Consider the following 18,305-nt stretch of genomic DNA (forward strand, 5'->3'; position numbering starts at 1 on the left):
CTTTATAATATGTTTGCATCTTTCATCGAGAAAGATGGTAATACTTCAGTTAAACGGTTTTTCCCCTGCAAATCTTCAACGATTGCAGTTATGTACTCATCCAAGTTTTGATCTGCATCATTCCAGATAAAGGGTTTATCTGCAGAAAAGGGAAGGTTCAGTATATTCATCGCACTTTCATATAGCGCAAGTGTATGACCAGAAAGATATGGTCGAGGATCATAGGTAGAAAACTTGTTATAACTTCTTAAGTCAACAGCCTGCAAACCGAAAATAAGACAGATAGCTGCGTAACGTTCCATTAAATACACGCTTTCTTTTGTTAAAGTGGCTGCGCCCAGTCCTAAACTATTAATATTTTGATTAAACATTTCAGCATGGACAGCATATTTATCACCTAAAGACTGACCATAAAACAGCATCAAAGGCATAATTGAGTTGCCGCAAATCTGAAGCCCATTTAGTCCCATGTTGGTAATAGACATATTGCCTTTTAAAGCAGGAGGTAAACCATTATTAAATTCTGGCGCAACTAGAAATGCAATTTGCGCATCCATATACTTCGCTACCATACCTAAGTTGTAGCGCACACGATCCATCGCAACGCTGGGGTATTGCCCTAGAAAGTTTCCACAGTGATAAGTCGTTTCCGCTTCAACATCAATTAAGGGATTATCAGTAACTGAATTTGCTTCTATCGCGACTTGATCTTCGCTGACTACTAGCTCATCGACAATAGGACCAAAGTATTGTGGATAACAACGCAAAGAATAGCGATCCTGAATCAATTTACCTTTTTCGTGAACATGTTCACCATCAGATTCTGTACGACAAAGTTTAGAACCGTCTAGTAACAATGCCATATGCCTAGCGGCAAACTTCTGACCTTTATGAGGCTTGTAGTCATGAATAAATGGATTCATTGCCTCTCGGCTTGCGTGTAAACCCTGAAAAAATAAAGCGTTATTCCCTACCGTAAGAGTCAAGAGGTTCTTTGCTTGATTCATACAGTTCGCAGCAACACCCGTCAATACAGATGTACCATTAACTATTGCTAATGTTTCCTTTGGTTTAAATTCAATTGGTTCAACATTTAAACGTTGCATAGCCTCTTGGGCATTGATAATTTCACCCTTAAAAGAGACTTCATAAGAAGGTAGGCCGCGGAGCATTCCTGCGAGATAAGATAGTGGCACTAGATCACCACTAGCACCAATAGACCCCAAACTATACATAGTAGGAATCACATCCTCATTCAAAAACAGAATGATACGTTCTATTAACTCACGGCGCACACCAGAAATTCCAAATGCTAAAGATGCGGCTCGCAATAATAACCCCGCTCGCACGTCAGCATCAGAAAGCTTCTCTCCTGTTCCTACTTTCTTATCCAAAAATATTTTATTTTGAAATAACGACAACTGATCTTTTGGTATTTCTAGATCGGACATTCCCCCGACACTAGAAGTAACACCATATATAGCGTCTCCTCGCTCAGCAGCTTCTTGAATAAAGTTGTGAGAATCAGTAATTTTCTTTAGCGTAGCGACATTATCAGTTAAGCGAACCGGCTGTTTATCAATTGCTACAGCTCTAATTTTCTGTAATGTAAGGGGTTCACCAATAATAATACTTGCGTCTGACGGTATACTCATAACAATTGCAACTCCTGAATATTAAATACTTGAAATGTCAGACTGAAAACGCTTATTTTTCTGAATCAGCCCTAATGGCCAAACCCAAAAATGTAAACCTAGCATAGTCAATACTTCAGTTAGGTCATGCTCACCTTTCAAAAAGTATACAGTCTGTTTAGCAATGGGTTTGGCTCCGACGCCATGTAAACGGTAGTGGGCACCATTCACTGCACCTGTTACAACACGCCATAAAAGTACTGGAGATGAAATCAACTTCCATGGGTTGGGACGACAGCCGATTAGTGTCGCTAGTTTATCCATATAAGGAATCCAACTAACAACCACATTATGTTTTGGCAGACCAGGAAAGCGTTCACGGTTTTCACGTTGATCTATCTTAATGTTGTACTGCATTTCTTCTTTGGCTGGGAGAATTAACTGGCCAGCAGCAACACGTGCAAATAGACGCGCTTGTAGTTCTCCTACTGGAGGAATAGAACCTAAGGCAGGACGAGCAAAACCAAAAAACGCGAGGCTATTACCCACTTCTGGATCAAACATACTGAGGTACATTTCACTAGGATGTTTTACCTCAAGCCCAGTAGGCAATTCTAAGAAAGGAAACTCTGGCATATAACCATGAGCAAATAATACTACATCGGCTGCTTCTCTTTTTCCGTCAGCGAATACGACTTCATTATTATCAAAGCATACGATCTCACGTGCAATATTCAAACTACCATCGAGTATACATTTAATAAACTCATCACTCTTTGTGGCTGTCTGCGTATTAGGTCCACGCTCTGATACTTGTAGCAGCTTAGCTCGAACGGCAGACTCTGGGGTATGATGCCCTATATAAGCACACAAACGACGCTTTAAAGACATAAAGCCATTTTTCAAAAATACGGGAGCAGCATTACGTATACGGTTAGTATCATAGTCATTTGCTTTACCTGTTAACGGATTAATACGAGGTATAACAAATTTACCGCGGGAAATACTTACCACCACCTTTTGCGCGACCTTACTTAACTCATGAGTTATATCTGCACCGGACTCGCCAAGACCTGCTACCACCACTTTCTTACCAGCAAAGTCTTCAGGCCCCTTATAATTAGCAACATGATCTATCTTTCCCGTAAAATTATCACTTCCAGGTATTGAAATAGGTTTAGGTGTTTGATGAACACCAGAACAAATAGCGACACGATCACATTCGATAGTTTCTACACTTTCTGTCTCCATATCTCGAATGGTGACACTCCAACCTTCGTCAGATTTTTCTACCTTTTCTACCATGGTATTAAAGTGTATATTTGACCTAAGATTAAAATGATCAGTATAAGACTCTAGATAGTCCACATATTCTTTATGCGTATGCTGGATTGAAGATGGGCTTGACGGGGGAAAGTCCGAGAAAGCAGTTACCCAAGGAGATGATGTTAAACGTGCGCTTTTCCAAACACCACTTGGTTTATCCTTTTCGAATCGGTAAACGCCTCCCAAACCGGACTTGCTTTCATAGCACTTCACGTCAAGTCCTGATTCCATACATTCTTTTACTACAGCTAAGCCGACTGGGCCTGCACCAATAACAACCACGCTCTCTCTCTTATCTTTTTGAGTTTCCATAGGTTGCATTAGGTTAGGCTTTTTATTGACTAAACGTAGCTGGTTTGCAACAAAAGCAACTACCCAGACAAGAAAGATAACAGTAGCATAATTAAGTATTGAGCTGGTGCTATCACTTATAGCTAGAACTGGTAATAGCACTATCAAAGCAAAAGGTAACAAGCCTGCAAACATCAAAAGCCAGTTTAGTATTTTTGCCGACAAAACCATAAATAATGGTTTTTCCTTCAAAGCATCCATACCAGCTGCTTTTATGCCAAATGAGTCGTTAACGGTAGAGTCCTGTGTAAATTGTAAATCACTGGACTCGCTCTGCGGATTTGAATATTTAGTAAAGTGAGCTGTATTCATAGTATTTTTTCATTTGTTAAGTAAGTAAAAATGTTAAGAGTTACTTTCTTTTCAAATCATTGGAGAATTTTGAAAAGTGGTTATATAAGACACTTTTTACTGGCGTACCACTTCGGCCTGAAAAAGCAATATAACCGAATAACAGGATTCCAAGAACTATGCTTGTTAGGTGAAAAACAAATAAATTGACAGTTTGGGGAATAATCATTAAGGCAAGAAAGTACTGTGTAATAATGGCACAGTACAAGAAATTGGCAATAAAAAAGCGAGATCGCCCTCTGATAAATAGAGCTCCAAGAGGAGCACCGATAACGACAATAGGTACGCAGACATACCAATAACCCCAAGCCTCAGTCGCTAGAGGAGAACCAAACATACCTTTCCAGACAAAGCCAACAACTGCGTTGGTTGCCATCAGTATTACTGATGTAGGTGTAGCTACCTTTTCGCATATATTTAAACCAAGAACAAGTAAGACAAAAACAACTATATCCAAGCCGCTACCGGTTAGACCACTCACCACACCTCCAATAAATCCTACAACTAAAAATAATATTTTTGTTTTTGCGGTGAAAATTGGGGCATGCTGGATAGGCTCACGACTACGATTAGCAATGTACAGAATAATGGCGAAACTCAGCCAGAAAGAAGTGAAGAATATTTTTATATATGCCGATGGCAATAAAGGTGACAACACCTCTATACCAACAATAATCCCGGCGACACCACCAATAGAAGAGAACAATACTGCACGCCATTCAACCGGAGTTCTTGAACAAAAAATTGTAAATGCTGCTGCGCTCATGCCAAAGGCTTGGATCATTAAAGCAAAATCCCTTGCTACATTAGGTTCGATGGAAAACCCTAAAGTCATTACCGGAAATGCAACTGCACCACCACCGACACTGGTTGATCCTGCAACAAAAGATCCAAACATCATTACTACAGACATAAACCAGTTAGTTGAGAAAAAATGCCAATGGTCTCCAACTGACATCATAATTAACCAAAAACCCCAAACAAGCAAAGCTGCCGAGATAATCGGATAGCGAGTTATACGATTAATAATAGTAGACATATGTGGTTAAAAATTTATCTGCTGGTGAAAGAAGAAAAGTGCTGATTGTTCAACACTAACCAATTAGTAATACAAATTCAACAAAATACAAACAATGTGTAAAAAATAAAAACGACAATAATTTAAAACTATAAAAAACAAAAAAATAAAGCAACAAAAAAATAGACGCAAACTTAAAAAATTATAAACAAATACTTACAGACTAAATTTATGACGCCAAAAAACATAAAACCAAAGAAGAGGAGAAAGCATTATTAAATATTGCAAAATATAACTACAAAAAAGTTACAAAAAAATTTAAAAACATTTGGAATTTTAAAACGAACAGCATCTAGAAAACATGAAAAAAAACAAATAAAAAAGGCGAACAAAAAAAGTGCATTAAAATTTATACTTAACGATTAACAATTCACAAATAAATCAACAAAAAAAAGTTAAAGCGTCTAACTAATAATTAAAACGCCGAATAAAACCAAAGAGAAGGAAAAAACAATATAAAAAGTCAAAATTAAGCGACATAAGCTTTATAAAGCAGCAGAGGGAAACAAAAAAGTGCATGAAATTATTTATATTCAATACCAAAAATTAATAATCAAACGAAAACCATTAGATAAAAAAACCCATATAAAAATAAAAAATCAAGAAAATAAAAGACCAGCATCATTTAAACCTAAAGGTATTTAAACAATTAAATTAAAGTGACAAACAAAAGATAATTGCGCCTACTCAAAATATTTTAACCATTAAAAACATTAAAAAATAAAACAATTAAGATAAAAATGAATACGTATAAAAAATAAATTCAAAAATTAAATCAAATGCAATACCAAAATATAATACAATTTAATGTCTACAAAACCTAACCATAAAAAATACGACTTTATAAATGCCAATACGTTAGATAGCATGAGATTGATATTAAAAACACACAAAGGCAGTATAGGGTATAGTCTTTAACCCTTATAAATCTTAATACTCTTCCCCATCCAGTTTTCAACAAAATTTCGGTAGAGAAAATACCGGTAGAAAATACCGATAATTTATTACTAATTAGGAGACAGGTAAATGACCTCAACAAGCAAAAGCGATATTCTTATCGTCGGCGCTGGTCCGACTGGAATGATATTAGCAATAGAGTTAGCTCGTCGCGGTATCAATTTTCGTATGATCGAAAAACGCAAAGAGCCAACAACAATGTCTCGCGCATTTACATTACATGCTAAAACAATGGAAATGCTAGAACACATGGGTATAGCACATCACTTTCTCAATGTAGGAATAAAAAGCCGCGGGTTTTACTTCAGTTTTCAAGGCAAAGATGCCCATCCAACGCTCGACTTTACAAAACTTGATACTGATTACCCTTACGTGTTGGTATACGATCAAAGTGAAACAGACAAACATCTGCGCGAACATCTCGATATGACCTATGATGTTAGACCGGAATGGTCGACAGAATTAATAGAACTCAAACAAGATGGTGAACGATGTCGAGCAGTTTTACGCCGAGCAGATTCTTCAGAAGAGGAAATTATCGAACCTACGTGGGTAGTAGGTTGCGATGGTGTAAACAGTTTCGTTAGAACAGCTGCTGACTTGGATTTCACTGGCAGTAAATACGAGGGAATGATCATGCAAATGATGGATACCTCAGCCGAGGGTTTCGAAGGCAGCGACGATTGGGTTCACTACTATATTTCGAGAGAAAAGTTTTTGTTAGTAACAAAAATGCCAAGCGGTTATCATCGACTTGGAGTTAGTGGTATGGGAGAAGCCGAAGATCCAAATCAAACAAGACGAGAATTATTCCAGAATCTGATTGATCAACACGTCGAGGGCACCACACTAGCCGAGCCTGTGCTAGAAAGAAAATGGGAAGTAAGAAGACGCATCGCAAGCGATTATCGCAATGGTAATATTTTCCTCGCCGGCGATGCTGCTCATGTACATTCTCCATCTGGTGGCCAGGGTATGAATGTAGGTATGCAGGATGCATTCAACCTCGGCTGGAAATTAGCATTGGTAGCCAGCGGTAAAGCTCAACGTAAATTACTCGACACTTACAGCCTTGAGCGAATGCCAATTGGTAAGCAAGTACTTGCTGGTACCGATGCTATGCACGATATAATTATGGCTCATGGTCGCGGAATGGAAGATCGCATGCAGCTAACACAAACAGATGGATGGCATAACAACACCGTTTCTTTGATCTCTGGTCTTAGCTATAACTATCGCGATGCAATTTCTTTAGCTCCTGAGCTAAAACTTGATAACGGAATCCTTCCTGGCAATCGTGCTCCGAACGTCTCCTTACAAGGTGAAACTCGACTTCTAGATATATTACGTCACCCGCGTATGACTTTATTAATTGCAGCACAAAAAGATGCAGATAATAGAGCGATGGAAGAGATAGCTGCCGTTGTATCAGCGCGCTTTGGCGAATCAATTCAAGTTTCTGTGACTGAAGAAAGCGAAGAGTTTGCTTCACGTTACGGCACTTATGACCAGCCACATATTTATCTAATCCGCCCAGACGGTTATGTATTCTGTCACTGCTTACTAACCGATGCCTCACTACTACTGGACTACCTAAGCGACTGGCTTTGCCCAGCAAGCAGCTAACAAAGAAATACACACCTTTAATCTTCAAGGCACATGCAGACACTTTTTATAAAGAGTGCCTGCATGGCGTTGAGCTATAAAAACTATGCAGGAGAATGTAACCGATGAAAAAACGCTTTAAAAAATTAACCAACAATATGTTTGCTATATTGTTCGCACTATCTACAACAAGTCTTTATGTAAATGCGGTGGAGTTTGATTTTGACAATGGCGATGCATCAACAGATGTCGTTGTGCCCAATGTAGGGCCTGCTGTGTATGAATCTGTTTCAGTTTCCACAGCAAATTCTACAGTGGTTCCACGTATTACAACTTTTGTTACCAACGCTTGGTTTGATGCAACCGCTCCTTACCACGATACTGCTGTTGGTATATATTCATCGCTTGGCCGCCGTCCAGCTGATGAAGCAGAAACCCACCGCAATATGAATATTGCAATGATACATGCTTCCTACCATGTGTTAATGGCTTTAATTCCTGATCAAGAACCACGCTGGAGAAAAATGTTGCAAGACGTGGGCCTCGACCCTGATAATGAATCGGAAGACACAACCACTCCTGAAGGCATTGGTAACGTCGCAGGAAAATCGATTATTCTTGCCCGTTTAAACGATGGTATGAATCAATTGGGTAACGCTAAAGGCCAAAAATATAATCAAGTACCTTACAGTGATTACACAGGCTATCGCCCAAGAAATACTGCTTATCGCCTGCGTGATCCTTCTCGCTGGCAACCACAACTGAAACAAAGCTCTACAGGTTCTTTTGCAATTCAACAATTTGTTACACCTCAACTACAAAAAGTAACACCCCTATCTTTTGAAAGTCCAAAGATCTTTCGTGCCCCATACCCTATAGAAAGCCAGGTTTGGAACTACCCAGCATATAAGAACCAAGCAAAAGTTGTACTTGAGAATTCAGCTTCTTTAAATGACGAACGTAAAATGAAAGCAGAATTATTTAATGACAGATTTAGAAGCTTAGGTTTTTCTGCAATTCACATAACAAGACAACAAAACCAAACACTCCTTGATTGGATTCATTATGACTTTATGCTAAATGTCGCAAGCTTTGATACCGCTATCGCTATCTGGCAGGAAAAACGTCGCTATGACAGCGTCCGCCCCTTTAGTGCTATTAACTATATTTTTGGCAACAGACATGTAACAGCATGGGGTGGTGCTGGCGAAGGCACTGTGAACGATCTTCCGGCTAACCAGTGGAAAAGCTACATTGACGTTCCAGATCACCCTAGTTATCCCTCAGCTACTGCTGCTCTATGCAGTGCTCACGCCGAAATTTCTCGTACATTTTTTGATTCAGACACATTAACTTGGACTGTACCTCACCCCAAGGGAAGTTCTAATATCGAACCAGGAATTACTCCAGCCATGGATATGTTTAGCACTTTCGACACATGGACTGATTGGGAAACAGACTGTGGCCAAAGTCGAATTTGGGCTGGCGTTCAGTTCCCTGCTGCTATTCCTGCTGGACAAGATATTGGCCGTGAAGTTGCACAATACGCATTCGATTTTGTACTTCAGCATATGCTAGGCAAGCCTGAAAAATAATTCTCATTAATAACAAGTAGAAGTAGTGAAGTAATAAAACCAGCTAGGAAATAGTACCCCTAGCTGGCTTTTTAGTTTGGTATCGAATTATATCTAAAACTATACGCAACCTCTTAAAAAATTAAAAACTCTAGAAGAATACACATCTTCTTACCAGAGCTAGTCTTCACTTAGCCGAATCGACTAATAATATTCTCGCCAATTACAACATACGTTAATACAAATACAACATCTACGTAAGCAGATAATATTTTTTATGAAATAGGCTATTTGTTAAAGAGCAAATTATACTTTATAAAAAAGTATTTTTTCTTTTTAAGAAGGTGCACACTAAAGTGCACCTTTGATATTTATATTTCTTTTCTTTGAAGCTATTTATTTAGCTCGCGCTAAACTATTCTTTGAAAAATCTCTATCGGAAAAGCCATTGCGAAATGTCCAATCTGCAAATTTAAGCTCTGTACTTTTCCCAGTTTGGTGATTGACCATCTTCCATATATTTGCTCGCCAATATTTATCGAGAAATTTCTCATAGTTGGAAACCGAGAGAGTTTTTAGAAGCTCTCCTTTGCGATCATAGAAATTTACCTTCCATACTCGATACTCAGTTTTATCGTACCAAACCTCCTGTCGAGAATAGCCCGACTTAGGATCAACAGGGTCACGTTCAACAACAAAGTGGTCGCGACCATCAATAGTTTCATCTCGTAAGTAATTATAAGTATATTTCTCAACTTCCTGAGAAGACATGTCTTCATAAGCAAATTCACTACCCATAAAAGGGCCAGACTTATTGCTAGATGAAATACGCTTAACACGCTTAAGTGCAGGCAAGTACAACCACTGATCATCTTGCTCTACTTTATGAGTAAAAGATAAAAATGCAGTCCCTTTAACATCACTAGGGTTATCAAACACAATTATACTTTTATCACCATCACTTTCTTGCTCAAGTGTTTTATTTCGCATACGACGTATAGTTTCTTCACCATATTTATTACGCAAAATCATTACTAAGTTATTGCTGGTATCAGTAAAGCCAGTATCACGACGATCAGCTTCGCGAGCAACATCCAAGCCTTTTTCTTGTGTGGATTGAGTGGCAGCATTAGTAATTGCCGCCGCCCCTAGCGCGGCTATCATGGCAATCGACGTCAGCATACTCGCTCGCTTACTTTTAAACAGGGTTGCGCACATAATCTTTTTCCTCGCTATTGGTGGATGATGTAATTGGGGCACTAGCAAGCTCCTCACTCGGAGGATTACGATCGAGCCACAGCAAAAGGGCCGGCAGCAGAGTAAAGTCTGCAATCAGCGCCATAAGAATAGAAATTGCTGTCAGGATGGCCATATTAGAATTCATACCAAAACTGGATTGAGCCAATACGGAAAAGCCAGCAATTAAGATAACGGAAGTAACAAGTATCGCGACCCCTACCGAAGAAAATGCATAACGAATTGCAGCTTCGGCATCTAGACCTTGCTCGCGCCTTGCGCGTAAGTATTTACTAAGAAAATGGACAGTATCATCAACGACAATTCCCAGTGCCATACCAACCACCATAGATACTGCAACGTTGACTTCGGCTACTAATATTCCCCATAAACCAAAAGCGAGACCCGCTGGCAATAAGTTCGGAATTAAACTTAAAGCGCCTAAGCGAAGACTGCGCAATGCAAAAGTAATTAACAAAGAAATTACCAATATGGCGATTAATGTACCAACTAACATACTTTTTATATTACGTTCGGCGATATAAGCAAACATAATTGCAGGGCCCACGCCGTAAGACTCGATACCAGTATTTTCTCGTAACCAATGAGTCCCTCTTTCAGCGACATCACGTAACTGCATAGAACCCATATCTTCAAGGGTTACGATAACTTGAGTAGATGACTTACTCACATTGAGCTGATTGTTAAGGTCCAAACCATAAGGCAATGAAAGCTCGTACAGCAATAAATACTGCGCAGCCAGTTCAGAAGCTTCCGGTAAACGATAGAAATCCGGATCATCACCATGTAAATTTTTATTTAAACGGTGGAAGGTATCACTAATAGTATTAACATGAGTAACTTCTGGCTGCTGACGTAACCAATCAACAAAACTGTGTACTTTATTAAGAAACTCTGGATCGCTGACACCATTAGTATTGCCGGAATCTAGCGAGTACTGTAATTGATAAACACCAGAAAGGTTCTGATTTATGAAATCAGTGTCCTGACGGAATGAGGTAGATTCATCAAAGTAGCTAACGAAATTATCATCTAATTGATTAAGTGGAATTAAACTTAATAGTGTTATTGATATTACGGTCGCTGCTGCTAGAACAGGTTTGTAACGACGTATAACAAAGTCAGCTAAGGAACTAGTAACACTATCGATAATGCCGTTACTTTTCTTCTTATGGGCACGTGCAGGTAAAATCGCCATTAGAGCAGGCAATAAAGTTACCGAATACACTAATGCAGCCATAACACCCATAGCGGTGATATTACCTAGATCACGCATTGGTGGCGCATCACTAAAGTTCATCGATAAAAAGCCAACTGCTGTAGTCACAGAGGTAAGAAAAATTGGTCCAAAATTAACACGTAAACTTTCTTTCAAAGCATCAATTTTATTCATCTGACCGCGCATACCACTAAAGAGTGTAACCAGAACATGTATCGAGTCAGCCACAGCCAGAGTCATTATAATTGTTGGGGCGGCAGAAGAAGGAGGTGTTAGCTTAATACCAATATGTCCGGCCAGCCCCATTGCCGTCAGCACAGAAAAAATTATCACTAATGTTGTTGCGATAGTCGCAGTAAATGAGCGCACCAACAAATAAGTAATTAAAATAATGATGCCGTACATCATCGGCACCAGCGACCCCATGTCTTTCATTGAAGATTCAAAGAAAGCATTAAATAACATGACGGTGCCCGTCGTATGTATTTTAACTCCATATTTTTCTTCAAGTTCGGCAACCAACGCTCTGGCTCCAGCTACCGCTTTGGGACCCTCATCCATGGATTTTTCTGGCAATTGGAAAGTTACGTTAACCCCGGTGATAGAACCATCAGAATTAACCAGCTGTCCTGCGAGAAATGGCTCGCTGAGCGCGACCTGTTTAACCTTCGATAATTGTTCTCGACTATATGCCGTAGCACCTTCAGCCAGGTCTCTCACCAGAAGGTCATCACCTTCAGCTGAGGTATATTGAAAATTTGTTACAGAGTCAACACGCAAAGCAAATGGTAAATGCCACGCTTTTTCAGTTAGCTCTTCTACTGCTGCCAACATGTCTGCTGAGAAAGCATCCCCTTCGGGTGGAACTACTGCAAAAAGAATGTTGTCACTTTTCGTATAAGTACGCTGCAATCGCTCGAAGGCTTGCAACTGCGGATTATCTTTACTGAAGAAAACTCTATAGTCGTTGTTAAACTCGATAAACCGACCACCTGAAGCCGCCATTATCACAGTTACTACAGCCGCCAACAGCACTAGCCAGCGCCATCGAATGACCCAGTCAGCATAACGCGCTGCCCATTCTTTCTTGTCATCGTGTGAATGCATGAACCTACCTCTCTAGGTTTACAAGCTTTAAACCGATTTTTCGGTTTATTATTAATTTCCCCAACAACTACATTAGCTTTGTCAGGGGGCAATAGTTGCAGGCCAACGGCGATTAAAGTGTTTACTCAAATCACCATCAGCCAAGTAATCTATAAATTATTTTTTAAATCAGCATTTAATATGTACCGCGAACTGGATAGTTATTGGCGGGGTTACGGATAAATTTAAGCCCCATTAACATTGAGTTAAGTTCGGGCCGGGCAAATGGTGCGTTAGACATATCCACAATCTGTAATTCAGCTTTTTCGTTGATAACCAAAACTGCGGGTTCAGAAAACGGACGGTCTGTCTCTGCTGCGGAAAATGGGTTAGAGATATACAAGCCCAGTTTCTGCATCTGCTCAATTGTCAAACCATAGCCCACTTCAATATCCGGCTTTACATCACTCATCTGAGCTTGCGCCTTTTCTTCTGGGTCTGCAGATAAGGCAACAACATCAATTCCAATTGCATTAAATTCGGGGACAAGTTCATTCAATTTTGATAGGTAGTTTGTGCAGAGAGGACAATGTTTACCCCGATAGACAACCACCATTCTCCAGTCATAGTTTTCAGCTGGCGTTGGAAGGTGAATTTCCCCTCCACCTAATTTTTGAACAGTGATATCAGGAACAGTTTGCCCTGCTGCAAGCTTTGTAGAGGCCATAATTCAATCTCTTATTTTGTAATGATTGCTATTAAATTATACCGAATTTAAAAGGTCAAGATATTTTTACAAACATTACAAAAATAAGATTCATTATACTACTCTAACTAACTTAAAAATGTGGTTAAAAGTGCTAAAAAATTGATATTTATAGATATTGACCTTTCTTTTTTATGACGAACAGTATTAAATTAATCAGTAAATAATAAGAGAGGAATTTGTATCGAATGATAAAAAAGAAAATAGGCAGGCCACTCTCTTTTGATCGAGGACAAGCGCTTTTAGCTGCCATGCACGTTTTTTGGGCAAAGGGCTACCATGGTGCTTCGATGAAAGACCTTACCGAAGCTATGGGAATCAACAGCCCAAGTCTTTATGCTGCTTTCGGAGATAAACACGCGCTTTACATTGAAGCTATCCATTGTTATGTGTCAAATGATGCTTGTGCTCCTTTGGTAGCTTTTGAAACAGAACCAGATATTACGCAGGCTGTTCGCTCCTTTATGGAAACGGTTATAAGCTGCAGCACTGAGAGTAGCAGCGGAACAAAAGGCTGCTTTCTCAGCTCATGTGTAGCTGCAAGCGTAGGGGAAGTAGAAGGTGCACGAGAGCTGTTGCAGCATGCCATCCTAGATATAGACGCCCGTTTATCCCGACGTTTTGAACTTGAAAAAGTTAGGGGCACACTGCCAAATAATCTGCCATCAATGGAACGGGCAAGACTTATGCTCGATTTTAGGCAAGGCTATGTTTTTCGTGCTCGCGCTGGCTTAGAGCCTGAAAATATGATGGCTAACGTTGAGCTTATCGTACAAATGGTACTTTCTTCTCCCATTAACATACATAGTTGTAAATAAAGCTTAGATGCTAAGCTAAAGCATTCAGCCCCACTCACAGCCTGCTGAGCATATTCGCAAAGAAGCTCGGCTAGACCTTTATCGACAAAATATATCGCTCTATAAAAAGTCGAGAGTGAGCATGTATTTAAACAATTTATAGTATTTATGAGTCCGATTCTTAGAATCCCTCGTACCTCCTAAACCACTCAGCGTAATATCTGCTATGCTTAGCGGCCGTTTTTTCTATGTTATTTGCTTTTTAGGAGAGGAACATGCCCCAATATCGCTCCCGTACAACAACTGCTGGACGCAATATGGCCGGAGCTCGTGCACTATGGCGAGCCACTGGAATGAAAGATGATGATTTCCAAAAACCAATTATTGCCGTCGTCAATTCATTTACTCAGTTTGTGCCTGGACATGTTCATCTAAAAGATATGGGTCAATTAGTTGCACGTGAAATTGAAAAAGCAGGAGGAGTAGCCAAAGAATTCAATACCATTGCGGTAGATGATGGAATCGCGATGGGACATGACGGTATGCTCTACAGCTTACCAAGTCGAGACTTAATTGCCGATTCTGTGGAATACATGGTCAATGCTCACTGTGCCGATGCTATGGTCTGCATATCCAATTGCGACAAGATTACACCGGGAATGCTGATAGCTGCGATGCGCATCAATATACCGGTTATTTTTGTTTCCGGCGGGCCGATGGAAGCAGGAAAGACCAAGTTAGCAGATCACGGTCTTGACCTTGTAGATGCTATGGTGATTGCAGCAGATGACTCGGCTTCCGATGAAACAGTAGCAGAGTACGAACGCAGTGCATGCCCAACTTGTGGCTCATGCTCCGGTATGTTCACTGCCAATTCGATGAACTGCCTAACCGAAGCTCTGGGTTTAAGTTTACCCGGTAATGGAACCACACTTGCTACCCACGCAGATCGGCGTCAGTTGTTTGAACGCGCAGGGGAACTCATCGTTTCACTAACAAAGCGCTACTATGAACAAGACGACGTCACAGCTCTACCTAGAAGTATCGCAAGCAAAGCGGCGTTTACTAACGCGATGACCCTCGATATCGCAATGGGAGGCTCAACTAACACTATATTACATTTGTTAGCCATTGCCGCTGAAGCAGAAATCGACTTTACGATGAAAGATATTGACAGCTTGAGTCGCGAAGTTCCTCAGCTATGTAAGGTCGCCCCCAATACACAAAAATATCATATTGAAGATGTCCACCGTGCCGGTGGAATTATGGGGATACTAGGCGAGCTTGATCGTGCTGGCAAATTAGATACTCAAACACCTACAGTTCATAGTGCATCCATGAAAGAAGCCCTCGATAAGTGGGATATTATGCGCAATGATGAAAGTACAGTTGCAGAGTTTTACAAGGCAGGCCCCGCAGGTATCCCGACACAAACAGCCTTTAGTCAGGCCACTCGCTGGCCGAGTTTAGATGGTGATAGACAGTCTGGTTGTATCCGTTCACTTGAACATGCATTTAGCCTCGAAGGAGGGCTCGCAGTGTTGTACGGCAATATTGCCCGCGATGGCTGCGTCGTTAAAACTGCTGGTGTAGATGACTCTATTTTAGTCTTCGAAGGCCCTGCCCACGTAACAGAATCCCAAGATCAAGCAGTCCAGGACATTCTTGAAGATAGAGTAAAAGCTGGCTCCGTTGTCGTTATTCGTTATGAAGGCCCAAAAGGTGGGCCTGGTATGCAAGAAATGCTTTATCCAACCTCTTACCTAAAATCAAAAGGTTTAGGCAAAGCATGTGCACTACTTACAGATGGTCGTTTTTCTGGCGGAACTTCAGGCTTATCTATCGGGCATGTATCTCCAGAAGCAGCTAGTGGCGGAGAAATTGGCTTAGTAGAAAGTGGCGATTTAATAAGAATAGATATCCCGAAACGCACGATTAACGTTTTACTGGACGATACACAATTACAACAGCGCCGGGAGAAACAAAATAGCTTGGGGTGGAAACCTGCCAAAACTCGTAGCAGAAAAGTTTCACCGGCACTTAAAGCCTATGCAATGCTCGCCACTAGCGCAGACAAGGGTGCTATCAGGGATCTGGAAAAATTGGAAGAACGCTAGAGTTTGCAAATACGGAGACCATTTCAATAGGTCTCCATTTAACCACACAGGGCTTTTCTATAGAGAACTTTGGAAAAGCAATAAATATCAGCAATAAAAAAGGGGCTTATTAGGCCCCCTTTATAAAAGTTATTGCTGCATCAGTTTACAAAGATCGCTCTAACTCTTCTTTCTGACGTTGTTCATTTTGAGCATACTTTTTCCAGTTGCCCACTACAGCCCGACATTGTTTATCATCGGCTGCTTTGTCAAAAGAGTTTATCGCTGACTTGAACTGCTTCATATCAACATAGGCAATACCCATATTAGTATGCACCTCACAAGCTCGCTTCAAGTTACCAGCGCGTAAGGCTCTCTTACCAGCTTCAACTGCAGCTTTACTATCATCAAGATCGAGATGCAAACCTACTAGCTCAGACTGAATGTTTCCTGCCTCAGGCTTGTAGTTCTTCTCTCCTCTTTTAGCTGCGTCTTCTTTCACTGCAGCTTTGGCAGCTTCGTTCAATGCTGCAATAGCTTTTTTCGGCTCACGCGCTGCTCGCCATGCACTAGCTAAAACCTTAAGGTACTTAACATTGCGCTCAACATTTTTCTCAGCCATGCCTTTTTCTAGTACTTTAGCGGCTTTGTAAGGTACATCTTCACCCAGGTAAAGATAGGCTAAGTTAACAATGTCTTGACGCTTCTTCAGCTTGTTCTGAATATAGACAGCATCTAAAGAGTGAAGCTGATCAGATTCACGCTCCAATAAGCCATTTACATTAGCAAACTGGGTCCAGTACTTAACATTGGGATAATTGCGAATCAACTTCTCCAAAATTGCTTTTGAAGGCTTATAAGACTCTTTCTCCAAGTTAAGTGCTAGCTGTAAGCTATACCACTGCTCTTTAGCAACTTTACCATTGGCCTCAACCATGCTAATTGCTTTATTAACATTAGTCGCTGCGCCCTTCTTATCCCCTTTCGTATAAAGGATAGTTCCTTTAAGGAAGAAAATATCCGAACCTACTACAGTCGATAGAGCTATCCATCGATCTAGATACTTAAGAGAATCATCAAAGTTATCTTGAGCAAAGTTTAACTGTGCTAAGGCATATAATGCGTCAAGTTCAACCGCAATTGGAATTTCTGGTGACTGAGCCACAACTTTCTTATAAGCACCAATCGCTCTAGGATAATCATCAAGCGAATAGTAAGCGAAGGCATAAAAACGATAAATCTGAGATAACTCATATTTATTACATTTATCCTTACAAGAGCGCTCCATCTTTTGAAGCTCTTTCAACGCTTTCTGAAAGTCTGGTTTAGCATCAGGATTCTTTTCAGTGTCAGGGGTTACAAACTCAGTAACCACCCCCAACTTTTTCATTGTTGCTTCACTGATACCAGGCAATTTACGGGTTTTTTTCTTCTTTGCTTGAGCATAGGCTTGCGTAACCAAGCCGGTGTTCACTCCGAAGGTCTGCGCAGTCTTGTCTACTACTACAGGAGCAATATATGCCGCAGCCGACACCACTGCACCCATACTGAACAACTTAAGCGTGTTAGCAATTTTCATAAGTAGCCACCTCTCTATTGCTGACCCATTTGGAAAGTGAAGCGGTTTCTAACACCGGGAACTTCGATAGCTTCACCGTCGATAACCTTAGGCTTGTATTTAAACTTAGCTGCAGCCTTAACAGAAGAACTTGAAAATATTTTATTGGGACAATCCACAACAACGATATCTCGCGTTTCACCTGTCTTAGTCACAGTATATTCCACAGTACAATACCCTTCGATACCTCTTGCAGCAGCACGACTAGGATATTTAGGTGCAGGCTTCACAATAGGCAGATAGTCACCGTCAGAAGAGAAACCACCAATTCCGCCAATATCAAGTTTAGCTCCCAAGTTCGGAGAAACAGAAAGACTAGTGTCTGCCTCTAAGTTCTCAAACTCAGGCTCAGGAAGCTCTGGTGGTGGCTCGTCTGGTTGCTCTGGCTTGTCGGGTTTTGATGTATCGTATTCCGTGGTGATCTGTTGATCAGGCATGGTAATATCAGGAAGTTTAAACTCTTCGCCTTCGGAAGGCTCTTCGAGGTTCTGCAATATTAAAATATGCATCGTCAGTAGCAGTCCAGCGGTAACAATACCTGCAGGCACTAAGGACGTAATAACTCTTGCTGGGTTCATATGCAACCTACC

General features: G+C 40.6%; 12 protein-coding genes. 4 read left to right on the top strand and 8 right to left on the bottom strand.

From position 1 onward, the window contains the following. Positions 1 to 2: 2 nt before the first annotated feature. The 3 genes from BVC89_RS25510 to BVC89_RS25520 are packed head-to-tail and all read right to left on the bottom strand — an operon-like array spanning position 3 to position 4,701. Positions 3 to 1,655 (bottom strand): aromatic amino acid ammonia-lyase, encoded by a 1,653-nt coding sequence (locus BVC89_RS25510; protein ID WP_086933918.1) that lies wholly within the window; start codon positions 1,653 to 1,655, stop codon positions 3 to 5. Between the two features lie 21 nt (positions 1,656 to 1,676). After that, positions 1,677 to 3,623: an NAD(P)/FAD-dependent oxidoreductase gene (locus BVC89_RS25515; protein ID WP_086933919.1), complete on the bottom strand. Its 1,947-nt coding sequence runs from the start codon at positions 3,621 to 3,623 to the stop codon at positions 1,677 to 1,679. A 40-nt stretch (positions 3,624 to 3,663) separates the two neighbouring features. Further along, positions 3,664 to 4,701, bottom strand: coding sequence for a sulfite exporter TauE/SafE family protein (locus BVC89_RS25520; RefSeq protein ID WP_216825051.1), 1,038 nt, complete (start codon positions 4,699 to 4,701; stop codon positions 3,664 to 3,666). A 1,065-nt stretch (positions 4,702 to 5,766) separates the two neighbouring features. On the opposite strand from BVC89_RS25520, the gene BVC89_RS25525 reads away from it, so the two are divergent. Continuing rightward, positions 5,767 to 7,323, top strand: a complete 1,557-nt coding sequence (locus tag BVC89_RS25525) for an FAD-dependent monooxygenase (RefSeq protein ID WP_086933920.1) — start codon at positions 5,767 to 5,769, stop codon at positions 7,321 to 7,323. Between the two features lie 104 nt (positions 7,324 to 7,427). Next, positions 7,428 to 8,897, top strand: coding sequence for a vanadium-dependent haloperoxidase (locus tag BVC89_RS25530; RefSeq protein ID WP_086933921.1), 1,470 nt, complete (start codon positions 7,428 to 7,430; stop codon positions 8,895 to 8,897). Positions 8,898 to 9,272: 375 nt separating this feature from the next. On the opposite strand, the gene BVC89_RS25535 is transcribed toward BVC89_RS25530, so the two are convergent. The 3 genes from BVC89_RS25535 to BVC89_RS25545 all read right to left on the bottom strand — a co-directional run bounded on the left by BVC89_RS25535 (position 9,273) and on the right by BVC89_RS25545 (position 13,165). After that, the gene (locus tag BVC89_RS25535) at positions 9,273 to 10,094 is read right to left on the bottom strand and encodes an outer membrane lipoprotein-sorting protein (protein WP_245929234.1); all 822 of its coding nucleotides are present in this window, start codon (positions 10,092 to 10,094) and stop codon (positions 9,273 to 9,275) included. Continuing rightward, complete coding sequence (locus tag BVC89_RS25540; RefSeq protein WP_086933922.1) at positions 10,075 to 12,459, bottom strand: efflux RND transporter permease subunit; 2,385 nt, start codon at positions 12,457 to 12,459, stop codon at positions 10,075 to 10,077. Before BVC89_RS25540 ends, BVC89_RS25535 begins: the two co-directional genes overlap by 20 nt. A gap of 175 nt (positions 12,460 to 12,634) precedes the next feature. Next, positions 12,635 to 13,165 (bottom strand): redoxin domain-containing protein, encoded by a 531-nt coding sequence (locus BVC89_RS25545; protein WP_086933923.1) that lies wholly within the window; start codon positions 13,163 to 13,165, stop codon positions 12,635 to 12,637. A gap of 227 nt (positions 13,166 to 13,392) precedes the next feature. Here BVC89_RS25545 and BVC89_RS25550 point away from each other — a divergent pair, with 227 nt between their 5' ends. Further along, on the top strand, positions 13,393 to 14,022 hold the full coding sequence (locus tag BVC89_RS25550) for a TetR/AcrR family transcriptional regulator (protein ID WP_086933924.1): 630 nt from the start codon (positions 13,393 to 13,395) through the stop codon (positions 14,020 to 14,022). Between the two features lie 254 nt (positions 14,023 to 14,276). Next, a complete protein-coding gene (gene ilvD, locus BVC89_RS25555; protein ID WP_086933925.1) occupies positions 14,277 to 16,118 on the top strand; it encodes a dihydroxy-acid dehydratase in 1,842 nt (613 codons plus the stop codon). Positions 16,119 to 16,263: 145 nt separating this feature from the next. Here the strand turns inward: ilvD and BVC89_RS25560 are convergent, their stop codons facing one another. Further along, on the bottom strand, positions 16,264 to 17,676 hold the full coding sequence (locus BVC89_RS25560; protein ID WP_086933926.1) for a tetratricopeptide repeat protein: 1,413 nt from the start codon (positions 17,674 to 17,676) through the stop codon (positions 16,264 to 16,266). A 14-nt stretch (positions 17,677 to 17,690) separates the two neighbouring features. After that, a complete protein-coding gene (locus tag BVC89_RS25565; RefSeq protein WP_086933927.1) occupies positions 17,691 to 18,293 on the bottom strand; it encodes an energy transducer TonB in 603 nt (200 codons plus the stop codon). Positions 18,294 to 18,305 lie beyond the last annotated feature (12 nt).

Origin of the sequence: Agarilytica rhodophyticola (assembly GCF_002157225.2) — a bacterium.
Classification (GTDB): Bacteria; Pseudomonadota; Gammaproteobacteria; order Pseudomonadales; family Cellvibrionaceae; genus Agarilytica; species Agarilytica rhodophyticola.

Excerpts from the sequence above, each read along its gene's own strand:
- BVC89_RS25510 (WP_086933918.1), bottom strand. The coding sequence starts at position 1,655 with ATGAGTATACCGTCAGACGCAAGTATTATTATTGGTGAACCCCTTACA.
- BVC89_RS25515 (WP_086933919.1), bottom strand. The coding sequence starts at position 3,623 with ATGAATACAGCTCACTTTACTAAATATTCAAATCCGCAGAGCGAGTCC.
- BVC89_RS25520 (WP_216825051.1), bottom strand. The coding sequence starts at position 4,701 with ATGTCTACTATTATTAATCGTATAACTCGCTATCCGATTATCTCGGCA.
- BVC89_RS25525 (WP_086933920.1), top strand. The coding sequence starts at position 5,767 with ATGACCTCAACAAGCAAAAGCGATATTCTTATCGTCGGCGCTGGTCCG.
- BVC89_RS25530 (WP_086933921.1), top strand. The coding sequence starts at position 7,428 with ATGAAAAAACGCTTTAAAAAATTAACCAACAATATGTTTGCTATATTG.
- BVC89_RS25535 (WP_245929234.1), bottom strand. The coding sequence starts at position 10,094 with ATGTGCGCAACCCTGTTTAAAAGTAAGCGAGCGAGTATGCTGACGTCG.
- BVC89_RS25540 (WP_086933922.1), bottom strand. The coding sequence starts at position 12,459 with ATGCATTCACACGATGACAAGAAAGAATGGGCAGCGCGTTATGCTGAC.
- BVC89_RS25545 (WP_086933923.1), bottom strand. The coding sequence starts at position 13,165 with ATGGCCTCTACAAAGCTTGCAGCAGGGCAAACTGTTCCTGATATCACT.
- BVC89_RS25550 (WP_086933924.1), top strand. The coding sequence starts at position 13,393 with ATGATAAAAAAGAAAATAGGCAGGCCACTCTCTTTTGATCGAGGACAA.
- ilvD (WP_086933925.1), top strand. The coding sequence starts at position 14,277 with ATGCCCCAATATCGCTCCCGTACAACAACTGCTGGACGCAATATGGCC.
- BVC89_RS25560 (WP_086933926.1), bottom strand. The coding sequence starts at position 17,676 with ATGAAAATTGCTAACACGCTTAAGTTGTTCAGTATGGGTGCAGTGGTG.
- BVC89_RS25565 (WP_086933927.1), bottom strand. The coding sequence starts at position 18,293 with ATGAACCCAGCAAGAGTTATTACGTCCTTAGTGCCTGCAGGTATTGTT.